The organism is Alloalcanivorax balearicus MACL04 (assembly GCF_025532145.1).
GTDB classification, from domain to species: Bacteria; Pseudomonadota; Gammaproteobacteria; order Pseudomonadales; family Alcanivoracaceae; genus Alloalcanivorax; species Alloalcanivorax balearicus.
This window is the reverse complement of sequence record NZ_ARXS01000002.1, coordinates 1-26,082: the sequence shown is the minus strand read 5'-3', so window position 1 is coordinate 26,082 and position 26,082 is coordinate 1. Positions and strand designations below refer to the sequence as shown.

The following is a 26,082-nucleotide window of genomic DNA, read 5'->3' as shown; positions in this document are numbered from 1 at the left end:
ACCCCAACGGCCCCCGGCGCGGCATCGGCTCCAGCGTGAACGGTCTTTGTGAGAAAGATGATCGGCCCGCCCCACGACCGCCGTTTTTTCACGGAAAGTTCATCAAGGGGCACAATCCAGGCAGTGTCGGGTTCTACAGTGCACGACACGGATTTGACATACAGAGCCTGCATGGTGGAGCACGGATTGAATCCACCGGTTCAAGACCCGGATGCAGTGTCTACAGGTGACCATGCCAGTGCCGTCTTTCCCGTGACGATCACCGCCTCTTTCGCCGACCGGAGCCTCTTTCTCCGTTTGTTGCGGCTGGTGGGGACGGGATTGATGCTGGCATCGACCCTGGCCGGTTACGCCAATGACGGCGCCCCCTTTTTTGATCTTCCCGCGCAGCCTTTACCGCTGTCGTTGGAGACTTTCAGTGAGCAAACGGGGATATCGATCTTGGTTACCAGTGATCGCATCCAGGACAAAACCGCCAGCGCCGTACGGGGCCATTTCCCTCCGGATCAGGCGTTGACGATATTGCTGAACGGTACCGGGCTGACCAGCCGCCGGTTGACCGATTCCGCCCTGACGCTGGTACCTGCCCAGCACGACGACGCCAAAACCGTCGCATCCAAGACTCGATCCGTGGTGCCGCCCGCTTATGCCCGCTCACTGCAACAATCGGTGCTGACCGGCCTGTGTCGCCATCAACCGGAACAACTGGGACAGTTTCGCCTGGCGGTGCAATTGTGGGCCGACCCTCAAGGCCGGGTAACCCGGGTGCACTTTCCGGACGGCGACGCCGAGGCACGGTGGGGAGCAAGCGTCCGCGCCAGCTTCAAGGATCTGATCCTGCCTCCACCGCCGCCCGGCATGCCGCAACCGATCACACTGCTACTCCATCCGGGCACGCCATCCTGCCAAGGAGAATCCAGGGAATGAGTACCGCCGAGACTTCGCACCATTCGCTGCGCGATCTGCTGGTGCAACGCTATGACGAATTCCGTCAGCGTCTGTACAGCCGTCTGGGTTCCCACCAACTGGCGGAGGACGCCTTGCAGGAAACCTGGTTGCGAATTGAACGTATGCAGGAGGGCACCCGTGTTCACCATCCCGCCGCCTACCTTTTCCGCATCGCCATGAACGTGGCGGAGGAACAACGCCGTAAACACGCCAGAGTGATGACACTGGACGAAGTGGACGATCTCTATCAGATGGCGGATGAACTGGCCGATCCCGCCCGTGAGGCACTGGGTGAACAGGAGATCCGGATATTTCGCAGAGCCCTGGCGGAACTGCCACGCCGCCGACGCGCCATCGTTACCGCCGCGCGTATCGAGGACACTCCCCACGCGGAAATCGCCGAACGTTTCGGTGTGTCCCTGCGCACCGTGGAAAAAGAACTGCGCGCCGGATTACAGCATTGTTGCGAAAGGCTGGAGCGGGATTACGCCCCACGTTACGGGCCCAGACAAAAAAGGCCGACGCAATCATGACCGATTATCGAAACGCCCCCGCCCCCTCTTCCGACCGGATCACACGGGAGGCAAGAGAATGGGTGGTGCACCTCTCCTCGGGACGCGCCAGCGCCGCCGACGGTGAAGCTTTCCGCCGCTGGTGCGCGCGGAGCCCGGAGCACGCCCGGGCATTCGTCCATTGCCGTCAGGTCTGGCAGGGCATGGAACAGGCCGCTACCAGCGAGAGCATCGAAGCCGGCGTTCATCCGCTGCCCCGGCTCCGTTCTTCCCGTTTCACTCGCCGGGCCTTTCTCGGCGGCGCCGTGGCGGCTTCGGCGGCGGGCTGGCTGGCGTTACGCTCGCCTCTGGATTTGTGGACGCGCATGGGCATGCAGTCCGCCGATCTTTGGACTGGCACCGGGGAGCAACGCGAAGTAGTGCTGCCCAACGCCGCCACCGTGCAGCTCAACACCCGCACCAGTATCGACGTGAATAGGCAGGCGGAACAAATCACCGGACTGGTGTTGAACAGCGGCGAAACCGAGATCACCACCGCCGATGGCAATCGCCTTCCCTTCACGGTAGCCGCTCAGAACGGCCTCATCGAAGCGCGCCGTGCTCGCTTCAATGTGCGCTTCACCGACGACCGCGTCCGGGTGACCTGCCTGGATGGGCAGGTGGCGGTCCGTCATCGGCACCAGAGTGTTCAGCTCCAGCCTGCCCAACAGGTGGTGTACAACAGCGCCCGCCTGTCCTCGGTCCAGCACGTGGACCCGGACCGGGTGACAGCCTGGCGCCAACGCATGCTGGTGTTCAACGGCACGCCCCTGGCCCAGGTGGTGGACGAAGTTAACCGCTACCGCCCGGGGCAAATCGTATTGGTGAACGATCAGCTCGGCCGGGTTCCGGTACAGGCTTACCTGTCATTGGACAAACTGGAGGACTTCGCCGCGCTGGTCAAAGAGGTGCGTGGCGCGGAGGTGCGATCACTGCCGGGTGGGATACTGATTATCAGCTAGGCGGGTAGTAAAATCACCCGTCACCCCGGGCTTTTCTTAGGGCGGCCCAGGTTTCTTCTGTGTCACCCCGGACTTGATCCGGGGTCTCCTGCGGTGTCTTGTGGCTTCCGTTTTGGGCTCTGCCAGTTTGTTGGAGATGCCGGATCAAGTCCGGCATGACGTGTGGAGGGCGGCATGACGTAATTTAATCCAGGCAGTAGTAGACCACCGAATAGTTGTACACCAGCGTTACCGGAGCACCCCGCGCCACCGGGGCGCTCACGGAGTCTCGGGAATCCACGTTCTTCAAGCGCACTCGATCCGTGCCACAGGCCTGGCGCGCCTTGGCGATACAGGGATTGCCTTCCACATCACGAGTAAGTGAGCATTGCACGATCACCGAACGCTGGTAGCGATCGATGGCTGAATCGGAGCGAGGCGTGGTCTGAGTACAGGCGGCCAGAGAAGCGGCGGCCAACGCTGTTGCGATTACCATCCGGATTGGCATACGGGTTCCTTTTCTGCTAAGGCTGCTATTGGTTTTCCAGCAACGCGGTCACCGCGGCGCCGTTGATATTGAGAGAAGCTTCACCCACCAGCCGATTCAGGTAGGCCTCGGCGTTTTGCCGCCGGCGCTGTTCCCTGACCGTGGCGCGCAGTTGATCCCGCACTTCGTCGAAGGTGGCGGTTCTCGCTGCTTCGGTCTTCTCCAGTTTGAGCACATGCCAACCCGACGCGGTGCGGAACGGCGCGGAGACTTCCCCTTCCTTCAACGCCGCCACCACCGGGCGGGCCTCCGGGGTAAGCTGGGCTATTGACTGCACGCCGATATCACCACCCCGGGCGGCGGAAGCCGCGTCATCGGAATGGCGGCGGGCCAATTCGGCGAAGTCCCCTTTTTTGCCGCGGGCTTCCTTCACCAATTGCCCGGCGCGTGCTTTCACCTGGTCGGCATTGGTGCCCTCCACCGCAAGAAAAATCTGCCTGAGGTGATAGCGTTCCGGCACCGCCAGTTCCTGCTTGCTGCTTTCATAAAGCTGCCGCAGCGTGGCGTCATCGGGAAAGTCCTCCGGCACCTGACTCACCGCGCCCAGATAGCTGCGCAGCAGGATCTGATCGCGCGCTTGATTGATGGCCCGCGTCACTTCCTCTCGCTTCTCCCAGCCCTGTTGCCGGGCCTCCTGAATCAGCGCCTTTTCCGCCAGACGCTGACGCGCCCAATCATCAAACAGCGCACGATCCCGCTGGATCGCCGTGCGGGCCTGTGGCGACAACGCCGCCAGCCAGTCGGCCACTTCCTGGTTGCGCAGACTGACCGCCCCCAGAGCCGCAACCGCATCCCCTTGCCCGGTGGATGATGCCGGTGAGGGCGCCGGCGACGAGACCGATGCCGGTTCCGAAACGGCCACCGCCTCGGACGGCTGCATCACCCAAACGGTGCCAATGACACCCGCCACACCGGCCAACACCGCGCTGAGCAAAACCTGTGCGCTTTTCATTGTTCACTCCCTGGTTGAAACCACCGCCGGCATGCCGGCGATTCACTTCTCTACTCGTCACTCTCCGCCGCTTCCGTGCTTATCGCCTGCTCATGTTCGGGGGCATCGTCTTTATCGTGGCTTTCATCGCGGCTCTCATTACGGTTCTCGTCACGGTAATTGCGCAGATAGAGCAGGAACTCCTGCAACAGGCGGTCCCAGATTTCCAGGTTGGCGCGCACATGGGCGCGGCGCACACCGCCGGCCACGATCACGTCCATTTCCAGCACCAGAAAATCACCGTGCCGGCTCAATCGCGAAAAGCGCTTGCCACGGTTCCAGGCCGGGATCAGCCCCTCCGGCAGCTCGCCCTGGACACGCAGAGCGCAACTGATGGTGAAGTCCAGCAGCCCCTCACCCAGCGTGTTGCCGGGGCGCACGGCGAAGCCAATGCCCTGACTGGCGCTGAGCAGTTGCTTGCTGCCGTTGTGCTCGGTTTCGTTGGTGCGATAACCGGCTTCCTGCAACAGAGCACTGAGTTCCTCAAGAGGCAGAGTGTCGATGATGTGGTTTTCTTCGCTCATGGTGATGTCCTTAACAAGCCGTTGTGACGTTTCGATGATGTCAGCCGTCGTTTTCCGCCGTGTCGGCGTTACCGTCCTGATCCGACCGCACCACACCGACCTGGGCGTTATATAGCCGGTCTCCCATATCCTGAGCCCTGTTCTCGAACTCCACCCGCGACGAAGTCGCCAGCGGCTGACGCATCTTGAACAGGCTGCCGGCGCCGAGGCTTTCATAAGCGGACAGGATCTCCTTGCCCGCCAGATACATCTCCTCGTTGCGGCTGACGCAGGTCTGCAATTCGGCGGTACGTTGTTGCAGTGCCTTCTGCAGTGTCAGACGCTCCGCTTCCTTGCCCTTGGCCAGGGTCAACAACTCATCGTAGGCACCACGCATCTGCTCGGTGCGTTCCTGGCTGGCGGCGATGCGCGCCTGACTGCTGCGCTGCTGGGAGACCAGGTTCCCTTCCACCGCATCGAGCCGGGCCTGCAGTTTGGCCACCTGGGCCCGGGCAGCGTCACGTTGCACTTCCGCGTTGGAGCGGGCCGCCTCCAGGCCCGCTTGCCGGGATTGCAGGTCCCGTAATTGCTGGGTGGTGTTGCGTAACTCGGTGCGCAGACGTTCTTCCAGGCTGGACTGCTGGGCTTGCGTCCACGCAGGCAAGGCCAGGACCAACAATGCCATCGTCGCGGGGAACCACTTTGTTCTGACGTTATCCGCCCTCTTCATGGTATTACCTCCCTTCATCGCCAGGTCGATCAGAACCGGGCATTCAGTTCGAGCTGCAAAATGTCGATGGACAGCGGCGGCCCATACACCTCTTCCGAGCTCATCCAGCGTCCCTGGAAGTACAGACGCTCGTTCAAGGCATAAGCCGCGCCCAGGTAGTAGCCCTTGGCGTTGGTGCCACCAAGATGGAAAGAGGAATCGTTATAGGCATCCGGCAAAGCATCCGGTTTGATGTACTTGTAGCCCAGGAACGTCATCCAGTCGCCGCGGCGTTTCAGGTCCAGGGACGACCCGAAAGCGGCATGCACCATCCAGGCGTCACGGCCGCTCTCGATTTCGCCGGTGTTCACATTGAAGTTGTTTGCCAATTGTCCTTCGGCGTTCTGCCACATCTCCTGCTCGTCGTAGCCGTGGTTGTAGATGTAGTTGCCCGCCAGCTGCAATTTGTAGCCGTTGAAAAGCGTGGTATCCCAACGCACATTCAGATCAAACAACTGGAACTTGGAGGCCAGGCCAACGTACTGCGGCAAGGGCGTGTGCGCCGGGTCGGAAGGGTCCAGCTGAATGTCCCGCAACAGAAAGACCGTATTCCCCTTCTGCATAAAGGCCGGCACTGACCAGTCCGTATCACAGGGCGGCCCCACTTGATACAGGAAGCACTCCGAGGAGCGCTGGCCGCGCAGGTTGTCGAAATCATAATAGGCCACCGCTGCCTGGAATCGACTCTGATTCTTGAATTCCCAGTTCGCGCCAACCTGGGCGCCGAGCAGCCAGCGATCCTCGCTCTTGCCTTTGTCACGGCTGTTGGACGGCCAGTCGTCGTCGCTGTACTGAAGCGGGAAGGCACCAAGGGTACCGAAGAACGAGCCGCTATTGCTGAACGACAAACCGGAAAAACGGGCGGAAACACCATCGAAGTTCAGGTCACCGGAATAAAGAATATCCGTGGATACGAACGGGTTTTCAGCCCGCCCGGCGGTAAAGTTCCAGTTTCCCGGACGCCAGCTGATCCAGGCCCGGTCCAGCCAGATGTCTTTTTTGCTGAGGCCGCCGCCCAAGGTCTGGGTGGTGGAAACCGGTCCGTTGCTGCTGCCCGTGGCCAGGCGCACACCGGTACTCCAATTCTCGGAAAGGGCGGCTTCCAGGCCGAAACGAGCGCGAATACGTAGCAGGTTCTCTCGATCTTCCCGCGTATTCATCAGCGGCGGCAGATACGTAACGCTATCTTCATTGACGTCGTAGGGACCGTCATCATTCAGTTTCTGGAAATCAATGATTTCATCACTGTTATCCCCGGAGAAGAACCGGCTCTCATTACGTACTCGCACATCACCGAACACCTTCACCCGAGACACCCAATCCGGGAAGGTATTCGGCGCCGCCCAGTTCTCCGCCTTGGCCTGGGCCATTACGTCCTCTTTGACTTCCTCGCGAATCTCATCACGAACCACTTCCGGGATGTAGGGGACACGCACGTCCCCTTCCCGCACATCCGGCTCGGGGCGGGGCTGGCTGGCAGCCTGGGCCTCCCGTTGCGCCTGCTGTAGCAAGGCGTTGGCCTGGGCATCGGTGATCACCCCCTGTTCCACCAACAACCGGATCAGGTGCACGGTGGTGCTGTTGCCTCCCGGCGCGGTGGTTTCGGCGGGTGTCTGCGCCACGGCCGGGCCGCTCAAGGTCGCCGCCACGGCCAGCATCAGCAGCCACTGATTGCGCTTCATGTTCATTGCTTTATTGCTCCTGAAACGGTTCGTCTCGATTCTTGGGTCAGGTTGGTTTCGGCACCGGTCAGCCCGGACGCCGCCCTTGCAAAGCCACTTTCACCGGCAAAGTCATCGACTTCGGCGGCTTCTGATCCAACGCCGGAATGGCACGCACGGCGGCGATCACTTTGTCGTCCGTATCCGGGTCGCCGCTGGAGTTCAGTAACTGCACTCGGGTGATCTGGCCGGCTTCGTTAAGCCAGAGATTGATCTGTATCCGGTAACTCAGATGACGGATCGACGGCTCCTCGCGCAGCGCCCGCTGAAACGCGTAGGAGAGGTACTGGCCGTAAGTGGCGTTGCCGACCCGGCCGGTGCCGGAACCGGCCATTCCGCCACCACTGCCGGCCCCGATATTGAAGGCATCAGCGCCGGCCTGGGCTTCGCCATCGATCTGCATGGCCTCGGACAAATCGTCCGACGGCGAAGGCGGTTCCTCAGGCGTCGGTTCTTCCACCGGTGTGGGCTCCGGTTCCGGCTCGACGATCTCCTCCGGTTCGGGTTCCGGTTCCGGCTCCTTCATTTCCTCCGGCTCCGGCTCCGGTGGCGGCGGAGGCAGCGGTACCAGCATCGGCTCCTGCGGCACCTGTCGGCGCACGCCGCTCATATCGTTGGCCCATTGCCAGATCAGCCAGCCCAGAACAATCAACATCACCGCGCCGACAACAAAGCGCACATAGGTCATCGGCCCGCGCCGGGTATGGGATGCCTTGCTCGCGGAAACGGAATGCCGCTTGCCCGAAGCCGTTCCGGAATCCCGCGATTGAGGTGACTGCAACGACATGGTTTTTCCTGTTATCCGGTTGTCATCGATCACTGCGGCGGCTTGCCAGTCACCAGACCAACCTGGTTGAGATCCAGACGCCGCAGCACATCCAGCACTTGCACCACTTTCTGGTATTGCACCGCGGCGTCCCCGCGCACGATCACCGGAAAGCCGGGGTTCATGGCCTTCTCGGTGCGCAACCGATCTTCCAGTTCAGCGAGCGTCACCGGGTAGGCATCGAGAAACACCTGCCCGTCGTTGTTCACCGAAATGGCCTTGGTCTTGGACTCGGACAGCGACACCGAGGAGCTGGCCTTGGGCAGATCCACCTTGATGCCGGCGATCTGCGCCGTGGCGGTGAGGATGAACATCACCAGCACCACCATGAGCACATCCACCAGCGGCGTGATATTGATGCCGTCCACCGGTCCGTCCATTTCATCGTCGTCCATCGACGTTCTTGCCGAAGCCATCGTTGTTCTCCTTACACCACCGGACTTTGAGAGATGCCATGGCGCGCGGCATGACCGGCCTGCGCCGGCTGGGGCGGCCGCTGCCCGGCGCCATGAATCTCCGCCAGGCGGGTGACGAATTCGTCCAGGAAGACGCGCATGTCGGAACTGATATCGCGGTTACGGCCGTTGATGCGGTTGTAGGCAAACAGGGCCGGGATCGCCACGAACAACCCCATGGCGGTGGCCAGCAGGGCCGCGGCCATACCCGGTGCCACCGCGTTGATGTTCACGTCCCCGGCCATGGCAGTGCCGAGAAACACCACCATGATGCCCATCACCGTACCCAGCAGGCCGATGTAGGGGCCGCCGGCGATGGCGTTGGAGAGAACACCGAGACGGGAACTCAACTCGCGATTCTGCTGGGTGCGAACGGCGTCCATGGAAGCGCGGATCGCTTCCAGTGTTTCCGAGGAAATACTGGAAGTATCGGCGCCCTGGGCACGGCGCAATCGCAGTTCATGCACCGCCACTTGGTACAACCGCCACAGCGATGAGTATTCCAGTTCCTGTTCCAGCTCCGGGCTGTCCGCCATTTTTTCCAGTTGCGTGCCGACCTGAGCGAACTCGCCACGAAAACGGCCGTTGGCTTCGTCCACCCGGCGGGTATAGCGGAACTTGCGGAACATGACGAACCAGGTCTGGATCATCATGATCACCAGGACCCCGATGATGACCCAGGCGTCGATGGGCACCGCGCTCAGCAAAAAGCCGAGAGCGCCAAAGCCGAATCCGGACTGCTCTTCGTCGACGCCGAACACCACCAGCCGCGAATCGGAACCCTGGGCCTGGTAATCCGCCATCAACAACGGCGCTGGCCGGGCCTGTTTGGAAATCCGCACTTCATCCAGAGCGCCATTGAAATGGCGGGATGGCACCTCCGCCGGCGTGGTAGTGGCGACGTCCTCCCCTTCACTCGCGGTCTCTTCCGCAACGGGCGCGGCGGGCGTGTAACCCGGAATATCGCCCCCCAAGGCGATGGCGGTGGCCAGCGGCGGCAGTGCCACCGGCAAGCTGCTGATCTGGCGGCCATTCACGTACAACGCCACTTGCTGCCCATCGGCGGTCACCGCCAGATGTTGCCACTGACCGGATGCCAGTGGTTGCGCCGGCGCCGTCCTCTGGCCATTGACCTCAACGAAAGGCTGGCCGGCATTGATACCGATCAGCAGCGAATTGCCGGAGTCACGGCGGGCATAAATCAGCTGTTCGTTGGCACTCTGATCGGCCCGTACCCAGGCGCTGAAGGAGAACTGACCGGCGGCGGGCGTCGCCAGGGCCGGCGCGGCGTCCACCATCAGCGGTTCGCCACCGGCGAAGGCGGCGGCCTGGCCGATCACCCCGGTGACGCTTTGCGGCACGGTGTTACTGGAATTGTTGCCGTAGGCGGTGGCATCACGGGCTGGCGCGCCGGGCGCCTGGTCAAAGTGATAGACCAGGGTGTAATCCGCGTCGAACACCGCCTGACCGTTGCTGGTGGCCGGTGCGTCGGGGTTGCCGTAATACATCCAGACATCCTGGCTGGACCCGGCTTCCAGCGCCGGCACATCCACCCAGATGTAGGCCACGCCCAACAGCGCATCGAAACTTTCAATCTGATGATTGAGAACGGTCTGATCGTCCGCGGCGACAAAGCGCAGGTCCGAACCGTTTTCCTGGACGTCCTGAAAACTGAAATTACCGGTATGCAGACGTACCAGCAGCGGTACCCGGCCGACCCGCTGATCGATGGCCGCGCCCTGGGGCGAGGTATCGATGGTGATTTGCTTGCGGTAACTCCAATCGTCTTGCCACCAGGCATGGGCCAGAGTGGGCAACAGCGCACCCAGGCAGGATATGAGAAAAATCAGCAGGCGTTGTTGCATGATCAGACACTCCGAAAAACAAGCTGTTTGGTCGCCCTTAAGGGCGCCCTTCGTTCTGTTCAGAAACTGGCGGTAATACTGAAATGCACTCTGGGATCATGTTTTTCCGTGTTTTCCGCATCGGTAAGCGGGTACCCCAGATCCAGCCGTCCGCTCAACCAGGCACCGATCTCCGCCCGCAGCCCGACACCGACACTGGCCAGGTCGAATTCGTCGTCCTGTTCCGGCAACGGGTTTTGCAGCGTCAGATGGGCGCCTTCACCGAAGACATGGGCTCGCATCAGACTCCAGGGTGACCCCAGCCACTCGGCGATGGAGGGGGTGCGCAGTTCAATACTGGCCAGCACACCGTCGTCGGCGGATTGCTCCGCGGACAGATAACCCCGAACCGTGCCGGCGCCCCCCACCGCGAACTGCTCATTGGACACCAGGGAGCCGGACGCTATCTGCGCGCTCAGTTTTGTCGCCAGCCCCCACTCGCCCAGCAGCCTCTCGTTGCTGGCCTCGGCCTTGATCAAGGCGAAATCCGGTTTGGCCCGGTACCGTTTGTAATCGAAATCCTCCCAGCCACTGCTATTGCTGGGGAACTCATTGGTAGCGGTAACCAGGGTCAGATTGATCGAGCCCTGGTTCTTTTCGGTGTAGTAGTAGCCGTTATAGCCAAAGGTAAAAGGCGCGTATTTCAGCGGGATGGTGTCCTCGGCGTCGCCGAATTCCAGCGACTCATCGAAGTCCTTGAAATCAACGCCGAGAGAGAAGGAATGCCCCCAGGTACCGTCGAACGGAATGCTGTAGGTGGCGGAAACGCCGTAGGATTGTCCTTGCCCCAATACGCTGGTGCCGCCCACGGTATTGACGTCACTGTCGGAGGTATAACCGGAGAAACGCAGGGACCAGCGCTCGGACAACGGCAAGCCGTAACTCAACGACCAGACCTCGGCGTTATCGGTATTCTCCGGCGCGGTGAACAGGGTCAGGGACATGCTGTGTCCCCGTTGCCACAGGTTGGAGTGACCGAGGGTGGCGACGGTGCGCAGCTTTTCCGTGTCGGCGCTGTAATCGTTGTTCAATGTCAGGCTGCCGTTCCAGGGCGTCTGATCCTCGACGGCCAGATCCACATCCATGGTGCCGGGAATGGCGCCTTCCTTGACCACCGGCATCACCTGCCGCTTGCCGGTGCGGTTCACCTTGGTCAGATCTTCCTGCACCAGTTCGAAATTGGGCACCACGCCTTCCCGCAGTGCCGTCACTTCCTCGCGGATTTTCAGCGGAGAGTGATGCTCGGCACCGACCACGCGCACCCGACCCACGGTGACCTCGACCACCTGGAGATAGACCACGCCGCCGCTGACCCGCTGCTCCGGCAGCTCCACGTAAACGGATTGATAACCTTTGTCCTGATAGACCTTCTGCAGAGCCTTTTGCGCGCTCTGGATGTCTTCCAGGCCTCGTTCCGGGCCGAGAAAGGGGTACACCGCTTTCTCGATGTCGCGCACATCCAGAACCGTATTACCGCGCACAATGTACTCGTTGATGGTTACCGTTCTCGGTGCCGCTACCGGCGCGTCGTCTTCAGCGGCACTCTGCTGAGCGTAAAGTGACGATGTCAAAGTCATGGCTGCCACAAACACTCCTCCCAAAAAACAGGACACTCCGCTCATTCTGTTGGCGTCACGCATTGACTCGACTCTGCAAACACATACATAGATCGGTGGCCAGCATCACCGTGGGAAACTCTGGTAACCACGAACCACAACCCCGAAACACACCGCGGCAAATACGGTGATCCAGTTAACACTCTCTAGATGGCGGGAGTCCGTCGGAACCGAACCGTTGTCACCAAAAATTCACGGAAAGACCGCATTGCTACAGCAAAAAAGAGGCTGACCGGAGGCCTCTGATCGGCGCCCACGCGGCGCCAGAGCAGCGATAGAGAGGAACGGTGAGGGGCGAGACGGCCAGTCATGAAAAATTCACTGAAAAGCCGCCGCGTTTTCATTCTCCTGGCAGCGGACTCTCTCACCGATAAAAATCTCACCGATCACAAACGGAAACGACATGAAGCACTGGATAAGCATGGGATGGCTGGTACTGATGACGCCGGCGCTGCAAGCGGCGGAAGCTCCCGCGTCCGAGGCCGATGAGCCTTCCTGTGTGGAAGTGGAGGTAAACGGCCATCGCACCCTGCCCTACGACTGCCTGCAGCGTAAGATGATGCCGACGGCGATTCCCGAAGGCGCAAAAGGAGATAACCCGGCACTGGACTCCGCCGATGTCACCCGCCTGCCGCCCAACCAGACCGGGCAGTTCAGTCAGTCGGCGTTACGCAATCGTATGGGGAACGCGCTGGGAAGTGGCGTCAAACCGCAGCGTCCTCCGCGTTGAACCCGACTTGCCGGCATCGCGGGCAGACGCCAGTATAAAGACCCCGTCAGCGAGCACCGTGTTATGCCCGAATCCGTATCCAGCCTGGATCCTATTCAACTTGAGCACTGGGAAAGCGGCCTCTGTCTGGCCAGCGGCGGCTATTATCCGGAACGGACCCGGCTGGAGGATTTTGAACATCAGGCAGTGCCGCTGCCGGCGTCCCTGCAGGGCGCGGTGGAGAAGCGTCTGGCCGAATATCTGGCGGGGCGGTGCTGCGCCAGAGCCGCCATCGAGGCCATCACCCGTGAACCCGCCTTGCCCGGCTACGGGGAGGATCGGGCACCGGTTTGGCCACCGGCGGTATGCGGGGCCATCACCCACGCTCAGGGGCGGGCGGCGGCGTTGGTGGCCGACCGGAAGCGTTGGCGTGGCGTCGGCCTGGACGCGGAAGCGTGGATCGCCCCGCAACGGGCGCTGAAACTGCGCGAGCAGTTGCTGACGGAAGCGGAGATCGAGGCACTGTCGGACCTGGATCAGGAACAACAGGCACGCCGCGTTTCACTCACTTTCTCGGTGAAGGAGGCGTTGTTCAAAGCGCTTTATCCGCTCACCGGCCAACGCTTTTATTTCCAGGACGCGGCTCTGCTGGATGACCATCGCATCGTATTGCGCAGCACGTTATCGGATGAGTGGCGCACCGGTGTGGCGCTGGATTATCAATGGCGGGAACAGAACGGCGGGGTGCTCAGCTGGATTCTGGTGGCGCGGGTTTGACCCGTACCGTCATCCCGGACACCGATCCGGGATCCCACTCAGTTTATCGTGGCCTTGATGGTGGCACTGCCGGCGTCACGAGATCCCGGGTCAAGCCCGGGATGACGTACGGACATTCGCTTGCAGGCAAGCTCCCACAGCGGCTTCGTAGCATGATCTGTGGGAGCCAGCCTGCTGGCGAATCCCGGCCCTCCAGCGCTGGCACATTCGGCCTGCGGGCAAGCGGCCCGCCGCCCGGCTCCTACAGCGACTTCGTAGCCCGGGCTGTGCCCGCTTTTAACGCTTAAAACAAATCGGCGTCGAGGCTCATCATGGTTTCCGCACCGGCCTTCAACTGCCGCGCCAGGGCTTCGCTGCGCGGCAGCAGACGCTCGAAGTAAAACCGTCCGGTGATCATCTTGGCGCGGCCGAAGTCGTCATCACGCCCGGCGGCATTGACCATCATCATCGCCCACAGCCAGGCGTAGGTGACGTAACCGAACAGGTCCAGGTACTCCACCGCGCCGGCGTTGACCGCATCCGGATTATCACCCGCCTGACGCAGCAATTCCTCGGTGGCTACCTGCAGACGATCCACCGCGGCGACCAGCGGCTCACGCACGCCGTCCAGGCCTGCTTCCTGGCCATTTGCTTCGATCCAATGGCGCACTTCCGCCAGGAACGACTCCACGTAACGGCCACCATTGCGAGTCACTTTCCGGCCGGCCAGATCCAGGGCCTGGATACCGTTGGTGCCCTCGTAGATTTGCGAGATACGACAATCGCGCACGAACTGCTCCATACCCCACTCACGAATGTAACCGTGACCGCCGAACACTTGCTGGCCCAGTACCGTGGTTTCGAAACCGCGATCGGTGAAGAACGCTTTCGCCACCGGCGTCAGCAGCGCCACGCGATCCGCCGCCTTGCTGCGCACTTCCTCGTCCTCGGAGAACTTCACCAGATCCAGTTGGATACCAACGTATGCGGACAAGGCACGGCCGCCTTCATTGAGGGCACGCATGGTCATCAGCATACGGCGCACATCGCCATGCACGATGATCGGGTCGGCGGCGCCATCCGGATTGGCGGCACCGGTGGCGGCGCGCCCCTGGATACGCTCGCGGGCGTAATCCACCGCGCTCTGATAACTGGCTTCGCCCAGGCCCAGTCCCTGGATACCGATGGACAGCCGCTCGTAGTTCATCATGGTGAACATACACGCCAGCCCCTGGTTGATTTCGCCGACCAGCCACCCCTTGGCGCTGTCGAAGTTCATCACGCAGGTGGCGGAACCTTTGATGCCCATCTTGTGCTCGATGGAGCCGGCGGCGACGCCATTGCGTTCGCCGGCATCCTTGCCACTGACAGGGTCGGCGTCCGGCAGGAACTTCGGCACCAGGAACAGAGAGATGCCCTTGGAACCGGCCGGGGCATCCGGCAGTTTCGCCAGCACCAGATGGATGATGTTATCCACCATGTCGTGCTCGCCGCCGGTAATGAAAATCTTGGTCCCGCTGATCTGATAAGAGCCGTCGTCCTGCGGTACCGCCTTGGTGCGCAAAATGCCCAGGTCGGTGCCGCAATGCGGTTCGGTCAGACACATGGTGCCGGCCCATTCGCCGCTGTACAGCTTCGGCAGGTAAGCCTGTTTCAGCTCGTCGCTGGCGTGGGCGTCCAGACACAGGGTGGCGCCGTTGGTCAGCGCCGGGTACAGCGCGAAAGAGGAGTTGGCGCTGTGCATCATTTCCTCGAACAGCACCGCCAGGGATTTTGGCATGCCCTGCCCGCCGAATTCCGGATTGCCGGAGAACGCGCTCCAGCCGTTTTCGGCGTAGGTTTTGAAGGCTTCCTTGAAGCCTTTCGGCGTGGTGACGACACCGTCCTCGAAGTGACAACCTTCCTCGTCACCGTCACGGTTCAGCGGAAACAGCAGGTTCTCCACCATCTTGCCGGCTTCTTCGAGCACGGCGTCGGAAAGATCGCGGGTCACTTCGGAGATAGAGGGCAAGGAAGACCAGAGGTGTTCCGCCTGAAACACGTCGTTAAGCACGAAACGCATGTCTTCCAAAGGAGCCTTGTAGATCGCCATGGTCTGTCTCCCGATTGCTGACCGTGTGAAAGGCGGTCAGTTTAGCCACGACGCCGGTGCGGTAAACGATTATTTGTGACTCCCCATTCATCCGTGACCGCCCGGTTCCGGCCGTTTCCACAGCCAGATCAGGGTCACGCAGAGGAAGGCAGGCACGCTGATTTTCACCAACAAAGGGGCCGCTGACAGCGTGATCAGCAGCACGCTCAGTGCCATCATCAGAGTCGCCGCGACCTTGGCGCGACGGGATACCGCGCCATGTTCACGCCACTGCCGGATCGAAAAGCCGTAGCGGGGGTGATTGAGCAGCCAGTGCTCCAGACGCGGCCAACCGTGCGTGCCGGCCCAGGCCGCCAGCAGCAGAAACGGCACCGTGGGCAGACCAGGCACCACCACGCCGATCATGCCCAGCACCAGAGTCAGCAAGGCCAGTATTCGCCACAACAGAATCTTGATCATGGCGGGCATTACAGCATGAGCCGGGGGGCTTGTCTGCGTCGATCCGGGCTCATCGCGGTAGGCCAAATTTAGAAGGAAACAAGATTTCCCTCCATCAGGGACGCGGATCGGCAAGCGCGGGTGTTTTTCTGGCCTTGGAGACTTAGGTAGCGACAAAGCCGCGGTGGGAGCTTGCCTGGCTGTGGGAGCTTGCCTGCAAGCGAATGGGCTCGCTCGGGCGGTTTGTAATATTCGCTTGCAGGCAAGCTCCCACAGCCGGTCTGTACGGAGGCCTTCCGGGCCCCGGTTGTTCCGCGATGAATCAAAAAAAACCCGCCATCGAGGCGGGCTTTTTCGGGATCACAGCAAGTCGGAAATCAGAACGCGAAGTGCTCGGCGTCCAGATCCATTATGCTGTCCACGCCGCCTTCGATGGCGCCTTTGTGGCCGGCGGTGCGCGGCAGGATGCGCTTGAAGTAGAAACGCGCGGTCTTGATCTTGGCGTTGTAGAACGCTTCGTCGCCAGCACCGGCGGCCAGTTGTTCCTGAGCCTTGGAGGCCATCAGCGCCCACAGGTAAGCCAGGGTCACATAGCCGGAGTACATCAGGTAATCGACAGAGGCGCCGCCAGCGTATTCCGGATTCTGCATGGCCTGCAGGCCAATCGCCTGGGTCAGCTCGCCCCACTCACGGTTGCAACCGGCCAGCGGCTCGATGAACTCCTTCAGATCGGCGTTATCGGCGTTGGCTTCACAGAACTTGTGCACGATCTTGGTGAAGTTACGCAGCGCCTTGCCCTGGGTCATCAGCACTTTACGGCCCAGCAGGTCGAGCGCCTGGATACCAGTGGTGCCTTCGTACAGGGTGGAGATGCGCGCGTCACGCACGTTCTGTTCCATGCCCCATTCGCGGATGAAGCCGTGACCACCGTAGATCTGCACACCGTGGTTGGCGGCTTCCAGACCTGCTTCGGTGACGAACGCCTTGGCGATCGGGGTGAGCAACGCCATCAGTTCGTGGGCTTCTTCCCGCTCTTCCTCGGTTTTGCCCAGTTTCACGCTATCGCCCAATTGCGCGCACAGGTAAACCAGAGCACGGCCGCCTTCGGCGAACGCCTTGCTGGTCAGCAGCATACGGCGCACGTCCGGATGAACGATGATCGGATCCGCCGGGCCGTCCGGGTTTTTCGGCCCGCTCAGGCTACGCATGGCGAGGCGGTCCTTGGCGTAAGTCAGACCGCCCTGGAAACCCAGCTCGGCATGGGCCACGCCCTGAATGGCGGTACCCAGGCGGGCGAAGTTCATAAAGGTGAACATGCAGTTCAGGCCTTTGTTCTCCGGACCGATCAGATAGCCGGTGGCGCCGTCGAAGTTCATCACGCAGGTGGCGGAAGCCTTGATGCCCATCTTGTGCTCGATGGAGCCGCAGGCCACCGCGTTGCGCTCGCCCACACCGCCGTTACCGTCGGTGAGGAACTTCGGCACGATGAACAGGGAAATGCCCTTGGTGCCTTTCGGCGCTTCCGGCAGGCGGGCCAGCACGATGTGGACGATGTTCTCGGCCATGTCGTGTTCGCCAGCGGAGATGAAGATCTTGGTGCCGGTGATCTTGTAGGAGCCATCGGCCTGGGGCTCGGCCTTGCTCTTCAGGATGCCCAGGTCGGAACCGCAGTGCGGCTCGGTCAGACACATGGTGCCGGTCCATTCACCGCTGGTCAGCTTCGGCAGATAGGCCTGCTTCTGCTCGTCGGTGCCATGGGCCTCGATGGTGGCCACGGCGCCGTGGGACAGGCCCGGGTACATGCTCCAGGACCAGTTGGCGGTGCCGGTCATTTCGGAGATGGCGATACTGGCGGAACCGGGCAGGCCCTGACCACCGAACTCCGGATCACCGCCCATGGCCGGCCAGCCGCCTTCCACGTACTTGGCGTAAGCTTCCTTGAAGCCCTGTGGGGTGGTGACCACGCCGTCCTCGAAGTGGCAGCCTTCCTCGTCACCGGAACGGTTCAGCGGCGCCAGTTCGTTTTCCGCGAACTTGGCTCCTTCCTCCAGGAAGGCGTTGAGCAGTTCGCTGTTCACTTCTTCCAGGCCCAGCTTGGCGTAGTGGGCATCCAGGTCCAGCACCTCGTTGAGAACGAAGCGCATGTCGCGCAAAGGGACTTTATACTCAGGCATGTCAGGTCTCCCTGAAAACGGTCTGTCTGGGGTTCCGAGCGGGCACGCCCAAGGGCGCCGCCGTCATTGAAGGGCCACAATCTTAGGTGAGGGTGTCATCAGTGCCCACCTCTATTTGTGACCCATAAGTCAAACGACTGTTTGAATTCGCGCACGGGACCCCGAGGGCTGGTATAGTCGGCCCCGGACCATCATGACGATGAGGTATGAAGGCGATGATCGACCCCAATCTGCTCGACATTCTGGTGTGCCCGGTCAGCAAGGCTCCGCTGATCCTGGACGAGAAGGCCGGCGAGCTGAAATGCAAGGCCAGCGGTCTGGCCTACCCGATACGGGACGGCATCCCGGTGATGCTGGAAGAAGAAGCCCGCACCATGAGCAACGAGGAATTGAAAGGTCTTTGAGTTCCGCCATCACCACCAACGAGGACGGGGTATGAAGCGCATTTTGCTGGCTTGTCTGCTGTGCGGCCCGCTGGTGGCCCAGGCGCAGGAAAGCACGGAAACCACTGAGGCCGCCGCACGGGAGGCGGAAGCGAAACGCAATGAATGCTTGTTGCGAGGTGTTCAGCAAGGCGACCGCACCGTCACCCTGGAAGAGCTGCGCCGCTGGTGCGATCCGGAACAGCAGCAACGCAGTGCCCATGAGGATGCGCTGCGCGGCCGGCTGGCCCTGGAGCGGTCTGCTCTGAACAACCCCTTTGCCATCACGCCGCATCGCCGTAACTACCTGATGCCCTACTCTTATTGGTCGAATCCCCAATGGAACGACCCGGACCGGGAAGACGACGACCTGGACTCCGAGGAAATCAAATTCCAGCTGTCCCTGAAGGCACCGCTGTACGACGATTTCTGGAACGGCAGCACGCTGTACATGGCTTTCACCGGTACCTTTTTCTGGCAAGCCTACAACAGCAATCAATCCAGCCCGTTCCGGGAAATCAACTACGCGCCGGAAATTTTTCTGGCCAAACCCATGGACTGGAAACTGGGACCAGTCCGTACCGAACTGATGGCGTTTGGCTTCATTCATGAATCCAACGGCCGTGATGTTCCCGCGTCCCGCAGTTGGAACCGTGTCTACCTGCGGCACATCTCCCAGATCGGTTCCTACTACGTCTCGGTGATGCCCTGGTACCGGATTCCCGAAGACAAGAAAAAGGATCCGCTGCAAACCAGCGGCGACGACAATCCGGACATCGAAAAATACATGGGTCATTTCCAGTTGGAAGTGGCGCGCCCGTTCGGCAACCACGTGCTGGAATTGATGGTCCGCAACAACCTGCGCTCCGACAATAAAGGCGCCGGCGAAATCTCCTATTCCTTCCCGATCAACAAGCGCTTCAAAGGGCTGGTTCAGGTGTTTTCCGGCTACGGCGATTCGCTGATCAATTATGACGACTACGAGAACCGTTTCAGCCTCGGCATTTTGCTGACCGACACACTGTAACCCCCCCACCGGCGCCCGCCCGGGCGCCGAATTGATTCCCCTCCATCAATCTGGCCACAAAAATCTATTGCTACACTCCTTTTTTGCCCCCATATTAATGATTAACCATTATTTCCCTGCTGATTCCATTATTCCGACAACAACCGGTCACCACAGCTCACGAGGGAGAAGCCATCATGAGTTTCCGCCATCCCGCCGAACCGGATTTCCCCGGCAAGATTGGCCGCACCGTCGCCGATTCCGAACCGTCCTGGCCTGAGCCGCGCATGCCGCAAGGTGCTCCCAACATCGTGCTGGTGGTGCTCGACGACGCCGGTTTCTCCCATCTCGGCTGTTACGGATCCAGCATAGCCACGCCCAACATCGACCGGATCGCCAGCGAAGGCCTGCGCTACACGGGTTTCCACACCACCGCGCTGTGCTCGGCCACCCGCACCTGCCTGCTCAGCGGCCGCAACCACCACGCCGCGGGCATCCGCGCGATCTCCAACTTCGATACCGGTTACCCCAACACGCGCGGTGCCATTCCCCCCAATGCGGCACTGCTACCGGCGATCCTGCGCGATGCTGGCTACGCCACTTTCGCCACTGGCAAGTGGCACCTGGCCCCGATGCGCGAATGCTCCGCGGCCGGCCCCTTCACCAACTGGCCACTGCAGAAAGGCTTCGACCGTTTCTACGGTTTCATGCAGGGCGAAACGGATCAGTTCTACCCGGAACTGACCTATGACAATCACTTCGTGGCACCGCCCCGCTCGCCGGAACAGGGCTACCATGTGTCCGAGGACATCGTCGACCGCTCCCTGGATTTCATCCGCGACAGCGTCTCTCTGGTGCCGGAAAAGCCCTGGTTGCTGTATCTGGCGATGGGCGCCATGCATGCCCCGCACCAGGCCCCGCAAGCCTATCTGGACAAGTATCGGGGCAAATTCGATCACGGCTGGGAAAAGGAGCGCGAGCGCTGGTTCGAGCGCCAGAAGGCACTGGGGATCATTCCCCCGGATACCGCCCTGGCACCGCAAAATCCCGGCGTGCCGGACTGGGACACCCTGCCCGAGGACCACAAGCGGTTCGCCTCCCGCTTGCAGGAAGCGTTCGCCGCCATGCTCGAACACACGGACGCGCAGATCGGCCGGCTGATGGAGGGGCTTGCCGAGCTCGGCCAGGACCAGAACACTCTGTTCGTGCTGATCTCCGACAACGGCGCCAGCCAGGAAGGAGGCGCCACCGGCACCCTGGATGAAATGCGCTACTTCAACGGCATGAAGGAAGATGTGGCCACCGCCGTCAAACGGCTCGACGACATCGGCACGCCACGTAGCCACAGCAACATCCCCTGGGGCTGGGCCCAGGCCGGCAACACGCCGCTGAAGTGGTACAAGCAGAACACCCACGGCGGTGGCGTGCGCGATCCGCTGATCCTGCATTGGCCCGGCAGGCTCGGCAAGCCCGGGGAGATGCGCCATACCTTCTGCCACGCCGTGGACATCGCCCCCACCCTGCTCGACCTGATCGGCCTGCGGATGCCCGACACCGTGGCCGGAGTCCCGCAAATGCCGCTGCATGGCGTCAGCCTGAAGGCGACCCTGGACCAGGACGTGGACGTGCCGCGAGAGGCACAGTACTTCGAGATGCTCGGTCACCGTGCGATCTGGGCCGACGGCTGGAAGGCGGTCACCCATCACCGGCGCGGCAGCGATTACGACACCGAGGAGTGGGAGCTGTACAACCTCAACGAGGACTTCTCCGAATCCAACAACCTGGCACACAGCGAGCCGGAAAAGCTTGAGCACATGAAGGCGCTGTGGTGGCGCGAAGCGGAAAAAAACGGCGTACTGCCGCTGGATGACCGCAAAGCCGGCGATCTGTTCCGCGGCTCCCGCCGCAAGGGCGTGCCGACCAGCCGCAAGCATTTCGTCTACTACCCGCCGGTGTCACACATCGTTTCCGACGCCTGCCCGCCGGTGTACAAAGGCTTCACGCTCACCGTGGAGTTGCCGGATCATCCTGAGCATGGCGACGGCGTATTGGTATCGCGCGGCACCATCAATAGCGGCTTCGTGCTCTATATCCAGGACGGCAAAGCGCACTTCGACCACAATGGCTTCCATGACCATACCCACCTGGTCAGCGAACGGATTCTGGCGCCCGGCGAACACACCGTTACCGTAACCGTGACCCGTCGCGAGGATGGCGGCGGCGATGTCACTCTGGCGGTGGATGGCGAGCCCCAGGCCAGCGGTTCGATTCCACTGTTGCTGGTGATGCTCTCCAGCATCGGCATGGATTTCGGCCGCTGTCTGTCACCGGTCACCGAAGGTTACAGCGCGCCCTTCCCCTATCCGGGCCGCATCAGGCGGGTGATCTTCGATCTGCCTTCCAGCAGCGCACGCAAACTCGACCAGGACGCCGACAAGGCCAACGAGCGGGCGATTATGTCGCAGCAGTAGGTGCCCACAGGCTGTCAGACTCCCGGCGTCCTGCCCCTTTGCGCTTATGGGGCAATTCGCTGCCAAGGCCGCTTCCCACAAGGGGGTTACAACGCGGCTGTGGGAAGCAGCCTTGGCAGCGAATACAGCACGAGTTCGTGGCACAGCACCGCTCTTATCGGGAAAGCGCGTCCAGCGTGCGTTGGCGGAGGGTTTCCAGGCGCTCACTGAGGCTCACCGGATAAGGTTCCGGCGCCCGCTGAACGCCCCGCAACGGCTCCGGCAACGCCGCCAGTTCACCACGCAGCCGCTGGCGGGCGGCGTCGGCGTCCGGTGCCGCAATCACCGGCTCGCCGTTGGCGATGACCGTGCGCAACAACGGCTCGCCATCGCGTGCCTCATCGATACCGGTGATCTCGTCACCGGCCAACATGCCGTTCGCGTCGTGATGGCGCCATACCTGTTTGGCGCCGGGATAGACCGGCTTGCCCGGTGCGTTCTTAAGCCGGGGCTCGCCGCCGTACTCGGTGAGCTTGTAGGCGAAATCCAGAGAGGGCGCGTCGGCCACCGAGCCCATTTCCGTGCCCACCCCGAAGCCGTCCATGGGGGCGCCATCAGCCACCAGCTTCGCCACTTTCCATTCGTCCAGACCACCGCTGACGACAATGCGTATACCGCTCAGTCCGGCGTCATCCAGCCGCCGGCGCGCCGCTTTCGCCAAGGCACCCAGGTCTCCGGAATCGATTCGAATGGCGCCCACCTCGATACCTTCCTCCCGTACCAGGCCGATCACTTTGTCCACCGCGGCCAGAGTGTCGTAGGTGTCCACCAGCAGAGTGGTTCCCGGATACAGCCGTGCGTATTCGAGAAAGGCCTGCCGTTCATCCCCCACCGCCTGAATGTAAGAGTGCGCCATGGTGCCCTGGGCCGGCAGATCAAAGTCCCGCGACGCCAGCACATTGCTGGTGCCACTGATGCCCGCCACCCGGTAGGCGCGCACACCGCGCCAGGCCGCTTCCAGGCCGTGCATGCGGCGCATGCCGAAATCCATCACCGGCCGTCCGCCAGCGGCATCCACTACCCGGGAAGCCTTGGAGGCCAGCAGTGTCTCCAGGTTGATGTAATTCATCAGCAGGCTTTCCAGCAGCTGCCCCTGGATCACTGGCGCCCGCACCTCCAGTACCGGCTCGTGGGGAAAGACGAGGGTGCCCTCCGGCACCGTGCGGATCTCCCCGGTAAAGCGAAAACCGGCCAACCAGTCCAGAAACTCCGGTTGGAATTGCTTCAATTCCGCCAGGCGGGCCACTTGCGCCTCGGGAAAGCGCAGTTCGCTGACCAGGTGGGCGGCGTACTCCTGACCGCAGGCCACGGCATACTGACGTTGCTCGGGCAGTACACGGAAAAACAGGCTGAAAATGGCTTCGTCGTTGCGCTGCTGACGCCAGTAAGCCTGCGCCATGGTCAGTTCATAGAGATCCGTGAGCAGACACAACGCGTCTCGGTCCGGCCAAATGGCGGTCATCAGACTTCCTCATGCAGTATGCAGTGCTGTGGCCAGGCAGATTGGTTTCACTGTCCGGCGATGAGTATCACCCCGGCTTCCCGCAATGCCCGGTGGCACTCCTGCTGCCGATCGGCGAATACCGGCCGGGTGGCGGCCAGTAGCAAATGAGTGACCAAACCGTGGCGGCGGGCATCCAGAGCGGTATGGTAAACACAAACGTCTTCCGCCAGACCGCCCAGCCATAAGCGCCGCACTCGGCGGCGGCGCAACCAGTGGGCCAGGCCGGTACCGTCAAAGGCGGAATAGGCGTCCCGTTCGAAATGGCCCCCTTTGCTTACCCGCACCGCCTTATGCGGAATCCGCAGTTCCGGGTGAAAGGCGGCGCCCCAGCTGTCCTGCACGCAGTGTACCGGCCACGGCCCGCCACGAGTATGAAACGAAACATGGTCCACCGGATGCCAGTCCCGCGACAGAATCACCGGCAGATTGGCGTCGGTGGCCGTGCCGATCCAGTGATTGAGGACCGGCACCACCGCGTGGCCGTCGTCCACCGGCAGAGCGCCGCCGGGGCAGAAGTCGTTCTGCACATCCACCACCAGCAGGGCGTCTCCGGCGCGCATTGATGTGCCTGTCATGACTTACCTCCTTCATTGGCCAGCGCGGTCATCGGAATCAGCCCGCCGCCAATTCATCCAGCACCCGCCGATGCACCTCGCCCGCGGACGGATCAAACAATACGAAACGCACCTGTTGCAACGATGATCGCTGCCCGGTCACCGTCCGTACCGTTCGCAGCGCCACCCGGGCGGCCTCTTCCATCGGATAGCCGAAGACCCCGGTGGAGATGGCCGGGAATGCCACCGAGGCCAGCTCACGGGAAGCCGCCAATTCCAGGGCATTGCGATAACAGTCGGCCAGCAATCGGGCGGACGGCTGGTCCAGTTGGTAAACCGGCCCCAGGCAATGGATCACATACCGATTGGGGAGGTCAAACCCTTCGGTAAGCACCGCCTCTCCGGGGCGGATCGGCGCCAGAGGCGCGCAGGCCCGGGCCAGTTCCGGCCCGGCGGCGCGGTGAATGGCACCGGCCACACCTCCACCGGGTTTCAATTCCCGATTGGCGGCGTTGACGATGGCGTCCATGTCCGCTTGTCGGGTAATGTCTCCCACGGTAATTTCCAAGGAAGTCATGGTGACGTCCTCCCGATCGGTGTTTGATGTCCTCATGCTGCTGCTCATCAGGGAGCCTGTAAATGCGTTTTGCCGTTGTTATTTTCGCCCTGCTGCTGTCCGCCTGCCAGACCCTGAGCGGTCTGGAAAAACCGGAAGTGTCATTGTCCTCGGTACAACTGGAACAAGTCAGTGTATTCGAGCAGCAATGGCATCTGGTGTTGCGAGTACGCAATCCCAATGACCGGGAACTGACCCTCAACAGCCTCGACTATGAAGTGTTTTTCAACGGCGAGCGCTTCGCTCGCGGCCTGACGGGAGAACGGGTCACCTTGCCGGCCATGGGCGATGCTCTGGTCAGCACCCGCATCACCACCACCCTGCTGGGGACGTTGCAACAACTGCAAGGCCTGCAGCGGCTGGACGAGCCGCTGGACTATGAGATCAAGGGCAAAGCCCGGGTGGCCGGTGTCGGCTTCCCGCTGCATTTCGACCGCAAAGGCCAGTTCACCCTGCCCGATACCTTGCCACGGGCACGCTGATCATGGCCGGCACGTTGTTTCACCACAGTCCGCCAGGAGGCCGGGATGGGATTACGACGTGAACTGCTGGGCGGCCAGGCCACGCCCTTTCAGGCGGCGCTGGCCATGGCTCTGCGGGGGCTGTTGCGCTTCGGAGTACGCCCCGCTTTTCGCCCCGGCATACGCCTGGGGGTGCAGCGCTTCTGGCTGAACACCGCCAGCCGCGCCAGTCTGGTCGCCGGTGGGGTGCCGCGCCACCGGGCCCGCTTCGGCTCGGTGCCGGCGGAGGTATTGGGCCGTCCCCAGGGTCCGGTCTTGTTGTATCTGCATGGCGGCGGCTACGTCTCCGGCTCGCCCGCCACGCGCCGATCGCTGACGTCCCATCTGGCGCGCCGTCTCAACGCCACCGTGGTGGTGCCGGCTTATCGACTGGCGCCGGAGCACCCCTGCCCGGCGGCGCTGGACGACGCCCTGATGGTGTATCAACGCTTGCTGGACAAAGGCCATGACGCCAGCCACATCGCGGTGGGGGGCGATGCCGCTGGTGGCGGGCTGACGTTGGCGCTGCTGCAACGGATCCGGGATTCGGCGCTGCCGGCGCCGGCGGCGGGTGTGCTGTTGTCACCGTGGCTGGATCTGACGGTGAATCAGGAGCAGCGCTCCGACATTGGTGAAACCCTGCTGAACGTGCCCTGGCTGGCCCAGGCGGCACGGCTCTACGCCGGCGACGACCTCGCCCGGCCGCAGGCGTCACCGCTGTATGGCGATCTCAATGGTCTGCCGCCATTGCTGATTCAGAGCGGCGGTGATGAGTTGCTGCGAGTGGACAGCGAACGGCTGGCGGATCGGCTGCGCGCCACCGACACGCCGAGCCGCTATCAGTTGTTTCCACGCCGCTGGCACGTCTTCCAGACCCACGCCGGCCTCCTCGCCGACGCCGACCTGGCCGTGGCGGAGATCGGGGATTTTCTGCACCAGAAATGGGAAAAAGCAGTGAATAATGAACAGTTAACAGTGAACAGTTGAAAAAAGACGCAATGGACTGGCCCCATTTAAGTAGACACGGAT

At 62.0% G+C, this 26,082-nt stretch carries 25 protein-coding genes; 10 read left to right on the top strand and 15 right to left on the bottom strand.

The genetic code is table 11. From position 1 onward, the window contains the following. The first annotated feature begins 216 nt into the window (after positions 1–216). From MA04_RS02055 to MA04_RS02045, 3 genes are read left to right on the top strand one after another with little or no spacing between them, the layout of a single operon-like run. The gene (locus MA04_RS02055; protein WP_262459292.1) at positions 217–927 is read left to right on the top strand and encodes an STN domain-containing protein; all 711 of its coding nucleotides are present in this window, start codon (positions 217–219) and stop codon (positions 925–927) included. Then, on the top strand, positions 924–1,481 hold the full coding sequence (locus tag MA04_RS02050; RefSeq protein WP_022994176.1) for an RNA polymerase sigma factor: 558 nt from the start codon (positions 924–926) through the stop codon (positions 1,479–1,481). Before MA04_RS02055 ends, MA04_RS02050 begins: the two co-directional genes overlap by 4 nt. Continuing rightward, on the top strand, positions 1,478–2,461 hold the full coding sequence (locus tag MA04_RS02045; RefSeq protein ID WP_262459291.1) for a FecR family protein: 984 nt from the start codon (positions 1,478–1,480) through the stop codon (positions 2,459–2,461). Before MA04_RS02050 ends, MA04_RS02045 begins: the two co-directional genes overlap by 4 nt. A 184-nt stretch (positions 2,462–2,645) precedes the next feature. On the opposite strand, the gene MA04_RS02040 is transcribed toward MA04_RS02045, so the two are convergent. The 9 genes from MA04_RS02040 to MA04_RS02000 all read right to left on the bottom strand — a co-directional run bounded on the left by MA04_RS02040 (position 2,646) and on the right by MA04_RS02000 (position 11,733). Then, on the bottom strand, positions 2,646–2,948 hold the full coding sequence (locus MA04_RS02040; RefSeq protein ID WP_262459290.1) for a hypothetical protein: 303 nt from the start codon (positions 2,946–2,948) through the stop codon (positions 2,646–2,648). Between the two features lie 25 nt (positions 2,949–2,973). Further along, entirely contained in the window at positions 2,974–3,939 is a 966-nt protein-coding gene (locus tag MA04_RS02035; RefSeq protein ID WP_262459289.1) for a peptidylprolyl isomerase, read from the bottom strand. Between the two features lie 50 nt (positions 3,940–3,989). Beyond that, the gene (locus tag MA04_RS02030; RefSeq protein WP_262459288.1) at positions 3,990–4,502 is read right to left on the bottom strand and encodes a YbjN domain-containing protein; all 513 of its coding nucleotides are present in this window, start codon (positions 4,500–4,502) and stop codon (positions 3,990–3,992) included. 40 nt (positions 4,503–4,542) lie between these two features. Further along, positions 4,543–5,211, bottom strand: a complete 669-nt coding sequence (locus MA04_RS02025) for a DNA repair protein (protein ID WP_262459287.1) — start codon at positions 5,209–5,211, stop codon at positions 4,543–4,545. Positions 5,212–5,240: 29 nt separating this feature from the next. Beyond that, positions 5,241–6,938 carry a putative porin gene (locus tag MA04_RS02020; protein WP_262459286.1) on the bottom strand — a complete coding sequence of 566 codons (1,698 nt, stop codon included), beginning with the start codon at positions 6,936–6,938 and terminating at the stop codon, positions 5,241–5,243. A gap of 61 nt (positions 6,939–6,999) precedes the next feature. Further along, a complete protein-coding gene (locus MA04_RS02015; protein WP_262459285.1) occupies positions 7,000–7,758 on the bottom strand; it encodes an energy transducer TonB family protein in 759 nt (252 codons plus the stop codon). A gap of 29 nt (positions 7,759–7,787) precedes the next feature. Further along, on the bottom strand, positions 7,788–8,213 hold the full coding sequence (locus MA04_RS02010; RefSeq protein ID WP_262459284.1) for an ExbD/TolR family protein: 426 nt from the start codon (positions 8,211–8,213) through the stop codon (positions 7,788–7,790). A gap of 11 nt (positions 8,214–8,224) precedes the next feature. Continuing rightward, positions 8,225–10,117: a DUF2341 domain-containing protein gene (locus MA04_RS02005; RefSeq protein WP_262459283.1), complete on the bottom strand. Its 1,893-nt coding sequence runs from the start codon at positions 10,115–10,117 to the stop codon at positions 8,225–8,227. Between the two features lie 59 nt (positions 10,118–10,176). Further along, positions 10,177–11,733, bottom strand: a complete 1,557-nt coding sequence (locus tag MA04_RS02000; RefSeq protein WP_262459458.1) for a ShlB/FhaC/HecB family hemolysin secretion/activation protein — start codon at positions 11,731–11,733, stop codon at positions 10,177–10,179. Positions 11,734–12,175: 442 nt separating this feature from the next. Here MA04_RS02000 and MA04_RS01995 point away from each other — a divergent pair, with 442 nt between their 5' ends. Then, positions 12,176–12,502: a hypothetical protein gene (locus tag MA04_RS01995; protein WP_262459282.1), complete on the top strand. Its 327-nt coding sequence runs from the start codon at positions 12,176–12,178 to the stop codon at positions 12,500–12,502. Positions 12,503–12,565: 63 nt separating this feature from the next. Beyond that, positions 12,566–13,258: a 4'-phosphopantetheinyl transferase family protein gene (locus tag MA04_RS01990; RefSeq protein ID WP_262459281.1), complete on the top strand. Its 693-nt coding sequence runs from the start codon at positions 12,566–12,568 to the stop codon at positions 13,256–13,258. A 283-nt stretch (positions 13,259–13,541) separates the two neighbouring features. Here MA04_RS01990 and MA04_RS01985 read toward each other — a convergent pair whose 3' ends face one another. From MA04_RS01985 to MA04_RS01975, 3 genes are all read right to left on the bottom strand, one after another. After that, positions 13,542–15,329 (bottom strand): acyl-CoA dehydrogenase C-terminal domain-containing protein, encoded by a 1,788-nt coding sequence (locus tag MA04_RS01985; RefSeq protein WP_262459280.1) that lies wholly within the window; start codon positions 15,327–15,329, stop codon positions 13,542–13,544. Positions 15,330–15,416: 87 nt separating this feature from the next. Beyond that, positions 15,417–15,788: a YbaN family protein gene (locus tag MA04_RS01980; RefSeq protein ID WP_262459279.1), complete on the bottom strand. Its 372-nt coding sequence runs from the start codon at positions 15,786–15,788 to the stop codon at positions 15,417–15,419. Positions 15,789–16,144: 356 nt separating this feature from the next. After that, a complete protein-coding gene (locus MA04_RS01975; protein WP_262459278.1) occupies positions 16,145–17,941 on the bottom strand; it encodes an acyl-CoA dehydrogenase C-terminal domain-containing protein in 1,797 nt (598 codons plus the stop codon). A 215-nt stretch (positions 17,942–18,156) separates the two neighbouring features. On the opposite strand from MA04_RS01975, the gene MA04_RS01970 reads away from it, so the two are divergent. From MA04_RS01970 to MA04_RS01960, 3 genes are all read left to right on the top strand, one after another. Further along, complete coding sequence (locus tag MA04_RS01970) at positions 18,157–18,345, top strand: Trm112 family protein (protein WP_022993715.1); 189 nt, start codon at positions 18,157–18,159, stop codon at positions 18,343–18,345. Between the two features lie 31 nt (positions 18,346–18,376). Next, positions 18,377–19,390 carry a phospholipase A gene (locus tag MA04_RS01965; RefSeq protein ID WP_262459277.1) on the top strand — a complete coding sequence of 338 codons (1,014 nt, stop codon included), beginning with the start codon at positions 18,377–18,379 and terminating at the stop codon, positions 19,388–19,390. Between the two features lie 176 nt (positions 19,391–19,566). Next, a complete protein-coding gene (locus tag MA04_RS01960; protein ID WP_262459276.1) occupies positions 19,567–21,840 on the top strand; it encodes a sulfatase-like hydrolase/transferase in 2,274 nt (757 codons plus the stop codon). 154 nt (positions 21,841–21,994) lie between these two features. Here MA04_RS01960 and MA04_RS01955 read toward each other — a convergent pair whose 3' ends face one another. From MA04_RS01955 to MA04_RS01945, 3 genes are read right to left on the bottom strand one after another with little or no spacing between them, the layout of a single operon-like run. Continuing rightward, positions 21,995–23,341, bottom strand: a complete 1,347-nt coding sequence (locus MA04_RS01955) for a nicotinate phosphoribosyltransferase (RefSeq protein WP_262459275.1) — start codon at positions 23,339–23,341, stop codon at positions 21,995–21,997. A gap of 47 nt (positions 23,342–23,388) precedes the next feature. Further along, positions 23,389–23,958: an isochorismatase family protein gene (locus MA04_RS01950; RefSeq protein WP_262459274.1), complete on the bottom strand. Its 570-nt coding sequence runs from the start codon at positions 23,956–23,958 to the stop codon at positions 23,389–23,391. Between the two features lie 37 nt (positions 23,959–23,995). Next, the gene (locus MA04_RS01945) at positions 23,996–24,514 is read right to left on the bottom strand and encodes a macro domain-containing protein (protein WP_262459273.1); all 519 of its coding nucleotides are present in this window, start codon (positions 24,512–24,514) and stop codon (positions 23,996–23,998) included. Positions 24,515–24,576: 62 nt separating this feature from the next. Here MA04_RS01945 and MA04_RS01940 point away from each other — a divergent pair, with 62 nt between their 5' ends. Together MA04_RS01940 and MA04_RS01935 are read left to right on the top strand one after the other, a co-directional pair. Then, positions 24,577–25,035, top strand: a complete 459-nt coding sequence (locus MA04_RS01940; RefSeq protein WP_014993283.1) for an LEA type 2 family protein — start codon at positions 24,577–24,579, stop codon at positions 25,033–25,035. A gap of 45 nt (positions 25,036–25,080) precedes the next feature. Then, positions 25,081–26,040 (top strand): alpha/beta hydrolase, encoded by a 960-nt coding sequence (locus tag MA04_RS01935; RefSeq protein WP_262459272.1) that lies wholly within the window; start codon positions 25,081–25,083, stop codon positions 26,038–26,040. Positions 26,041–26,082: the final 42 nt, after the last annotated feature.

Excerpts from the sequence above, each read along its gene's own strand:
- MA04_RS02050 (WP_022994176.1), top strand. The coding sequence starts at position 924 with ATGAGTACCGCCGAGACTTCGCACCATTCGCTGCGCGATCTGCTGGTG.
- MA04_RS02045 (WP_262459291.1), top strand. The coding sequence starts at position 1,478 with ATGACCGATTATCGAAACGCCCCCGCCCCCTCTTCCGACCGGATCACA.
- MA04_RS02040 (WP_262459290.1), bottom strand. The coding sequence starts at position 2,948 with ATGCCAATCCGGATGGTAATCGCAACAGCGTTGGCCGCCGCTTCTCTG.
- MA04_RS02035 (WP_262459289.1), bottom strand. The coding sequence starts at position 3,939 with ATGAAAAGCGCACAGGTTTTGCTCAGCGCGGTGTTGGCCGGTGTGGCG.
- MA04_RS02030 (WP_262459288.1), bottom strand. The coding sequence starts at position 4,502 with ATGAGCGAAGAAAACCACATCATCGACACTCTGCCTCTTGAGGAACTC.
- MA04_RS02025 (WP_262459287.1), bottom strand. The coding sequence starts at position 5,211 with ATGAAGAGGGCGGATAACGTCAGAACAAAGTGGTTCCCCGCGACGATG.
- MA04_RS02020 (WP_262459286.1), bottom strand. The coding sequence starts at position 6,938 with ATGAACATGAAGCGCAATCAGTGGCTGCTGATGCTGGCCGTGGCGGCG.
- MA04_RS02015 (WP_262459285.1), bottom strand. The coding sequence starts at position 7,758 with ATGTCGTTGCAGTCACCTCAATCGCGGGATTCCGGAACGGCTTCGGGC.
- MA04_RS02010 (WP_262459284.1), bottom strand. The coding sequence starts at position 8,213 with ATGGCTTCGGCAAGAACGTCGATGGACGACGATGAAATGGACGGACCG.
- MA04_RS02005 (WP_262459283.1), bottom strand. The coding sequence starts at position 10,117 with ATGCAACAACGCCTGCTGATTTTTCTCATATCCTGCCTGGGTGCGCTG.
- MA04_RS02000 (WP_262459458.1), bottom strand. The coding sequence starts at position 11,733 with ATGACTTTGACATCGTCACTTTACGCTCAGCAGAGTGCCGCTGAAGAC.
- MA04_RS01995 (WP_262459282.1), top strand. The coding sequence starts at position 12,176 with ATGAAGCACTGGATAAGCATGGGATGGCTGGTACTGATGACGCCGGCG.
- MA04_RS01990 (WP_262459281.1), top strand. The coding sequence starts at position 12,566 with ATGCCCGAATCCGTATCCAGCCTGGATCCTATTCAACTTGAGCACTGG.
- MA04_RS01985 (WP_262459280.1), bottom strand. The coding sequence starts at position 15,329 with ATGGCGATCTACAAGGCTCCTTTGGAAGACATGCGTTTCGTGCTTAAC.
- MA04_RS01980 (WP_262459279.1), bottom strand. The coding sequence starts at position 15,788 with ATGATCAAGATTCTGTTGTGGCGAATACTGGCCTTGCTGACTCTGGTG.
- MA04_RS01975 (WP_262459278.1), bottom strand. The coding sequence starts at position 17,941 with ATGCCTGAGTATAAAGTCCCTTTGCGCGACATGCGCTTCGTTCTCAAC.
- MA04_RS01970 (WP_022993715.1), top strand. The coding sequence starts at position 18,157 with ATGATCGACCCCAATCTGCTCGACATTCTGGTGTGCCCGGTCAGCAAG.
- MA04_RS01965 (WP_262459277.1), top strand. The coding sequence starts at position 18,377 with ATGAAGCGCATTTTGCTGGCTTGTCTGCTGTGCGGCCCGCTGGTGGCC.
- MA04_RS01960 (WP_262459276.1), top strand. The coding sequence starts at position 19,567 with ATGAGTTTCCGCCATCCCGCCGAACCGGATTTCCCCGGCAAGATTGGC.
- MA04_RS01955 (WP_262459275.1), bottom strand. The coding sequence starts at position 23,341 with ATGACCGCCATTTGGCCGGACCGAGACGCGTTGTGTCTGCTCACGGAT.
- MA04_RS01950 (WP_262459274.1), bottom strand. The coding sequence starts at position 23,958 with ATGACAGGCACATCAATGCGCGCCGGAGACGCCCTGCTGGTGGTGGAT.
- MA04_RS01945 (WP_262459273.1), bottom strand. The coding sequence starts at position 24,514 with ATGACTTCCTTGGAAATTACCGTGGGAGACATTACCCGACAAGCGGAC.
- MA04_RS01940 (WP_014993283.1), top strand. The coding sequence starts at position 24,577 with ATGCGTTTTGCCGTTGTTATTTTCGCCCTGCTGCTGTCCGCCTGCCAG.
- MA04_RS01935 (WP_262459272.1), top strand. The coding sequence starts at position 25,081 with ATGGGATTACGACGTGAACTGCTGGGCGGCCAGGCCACGCCCTTTCAG.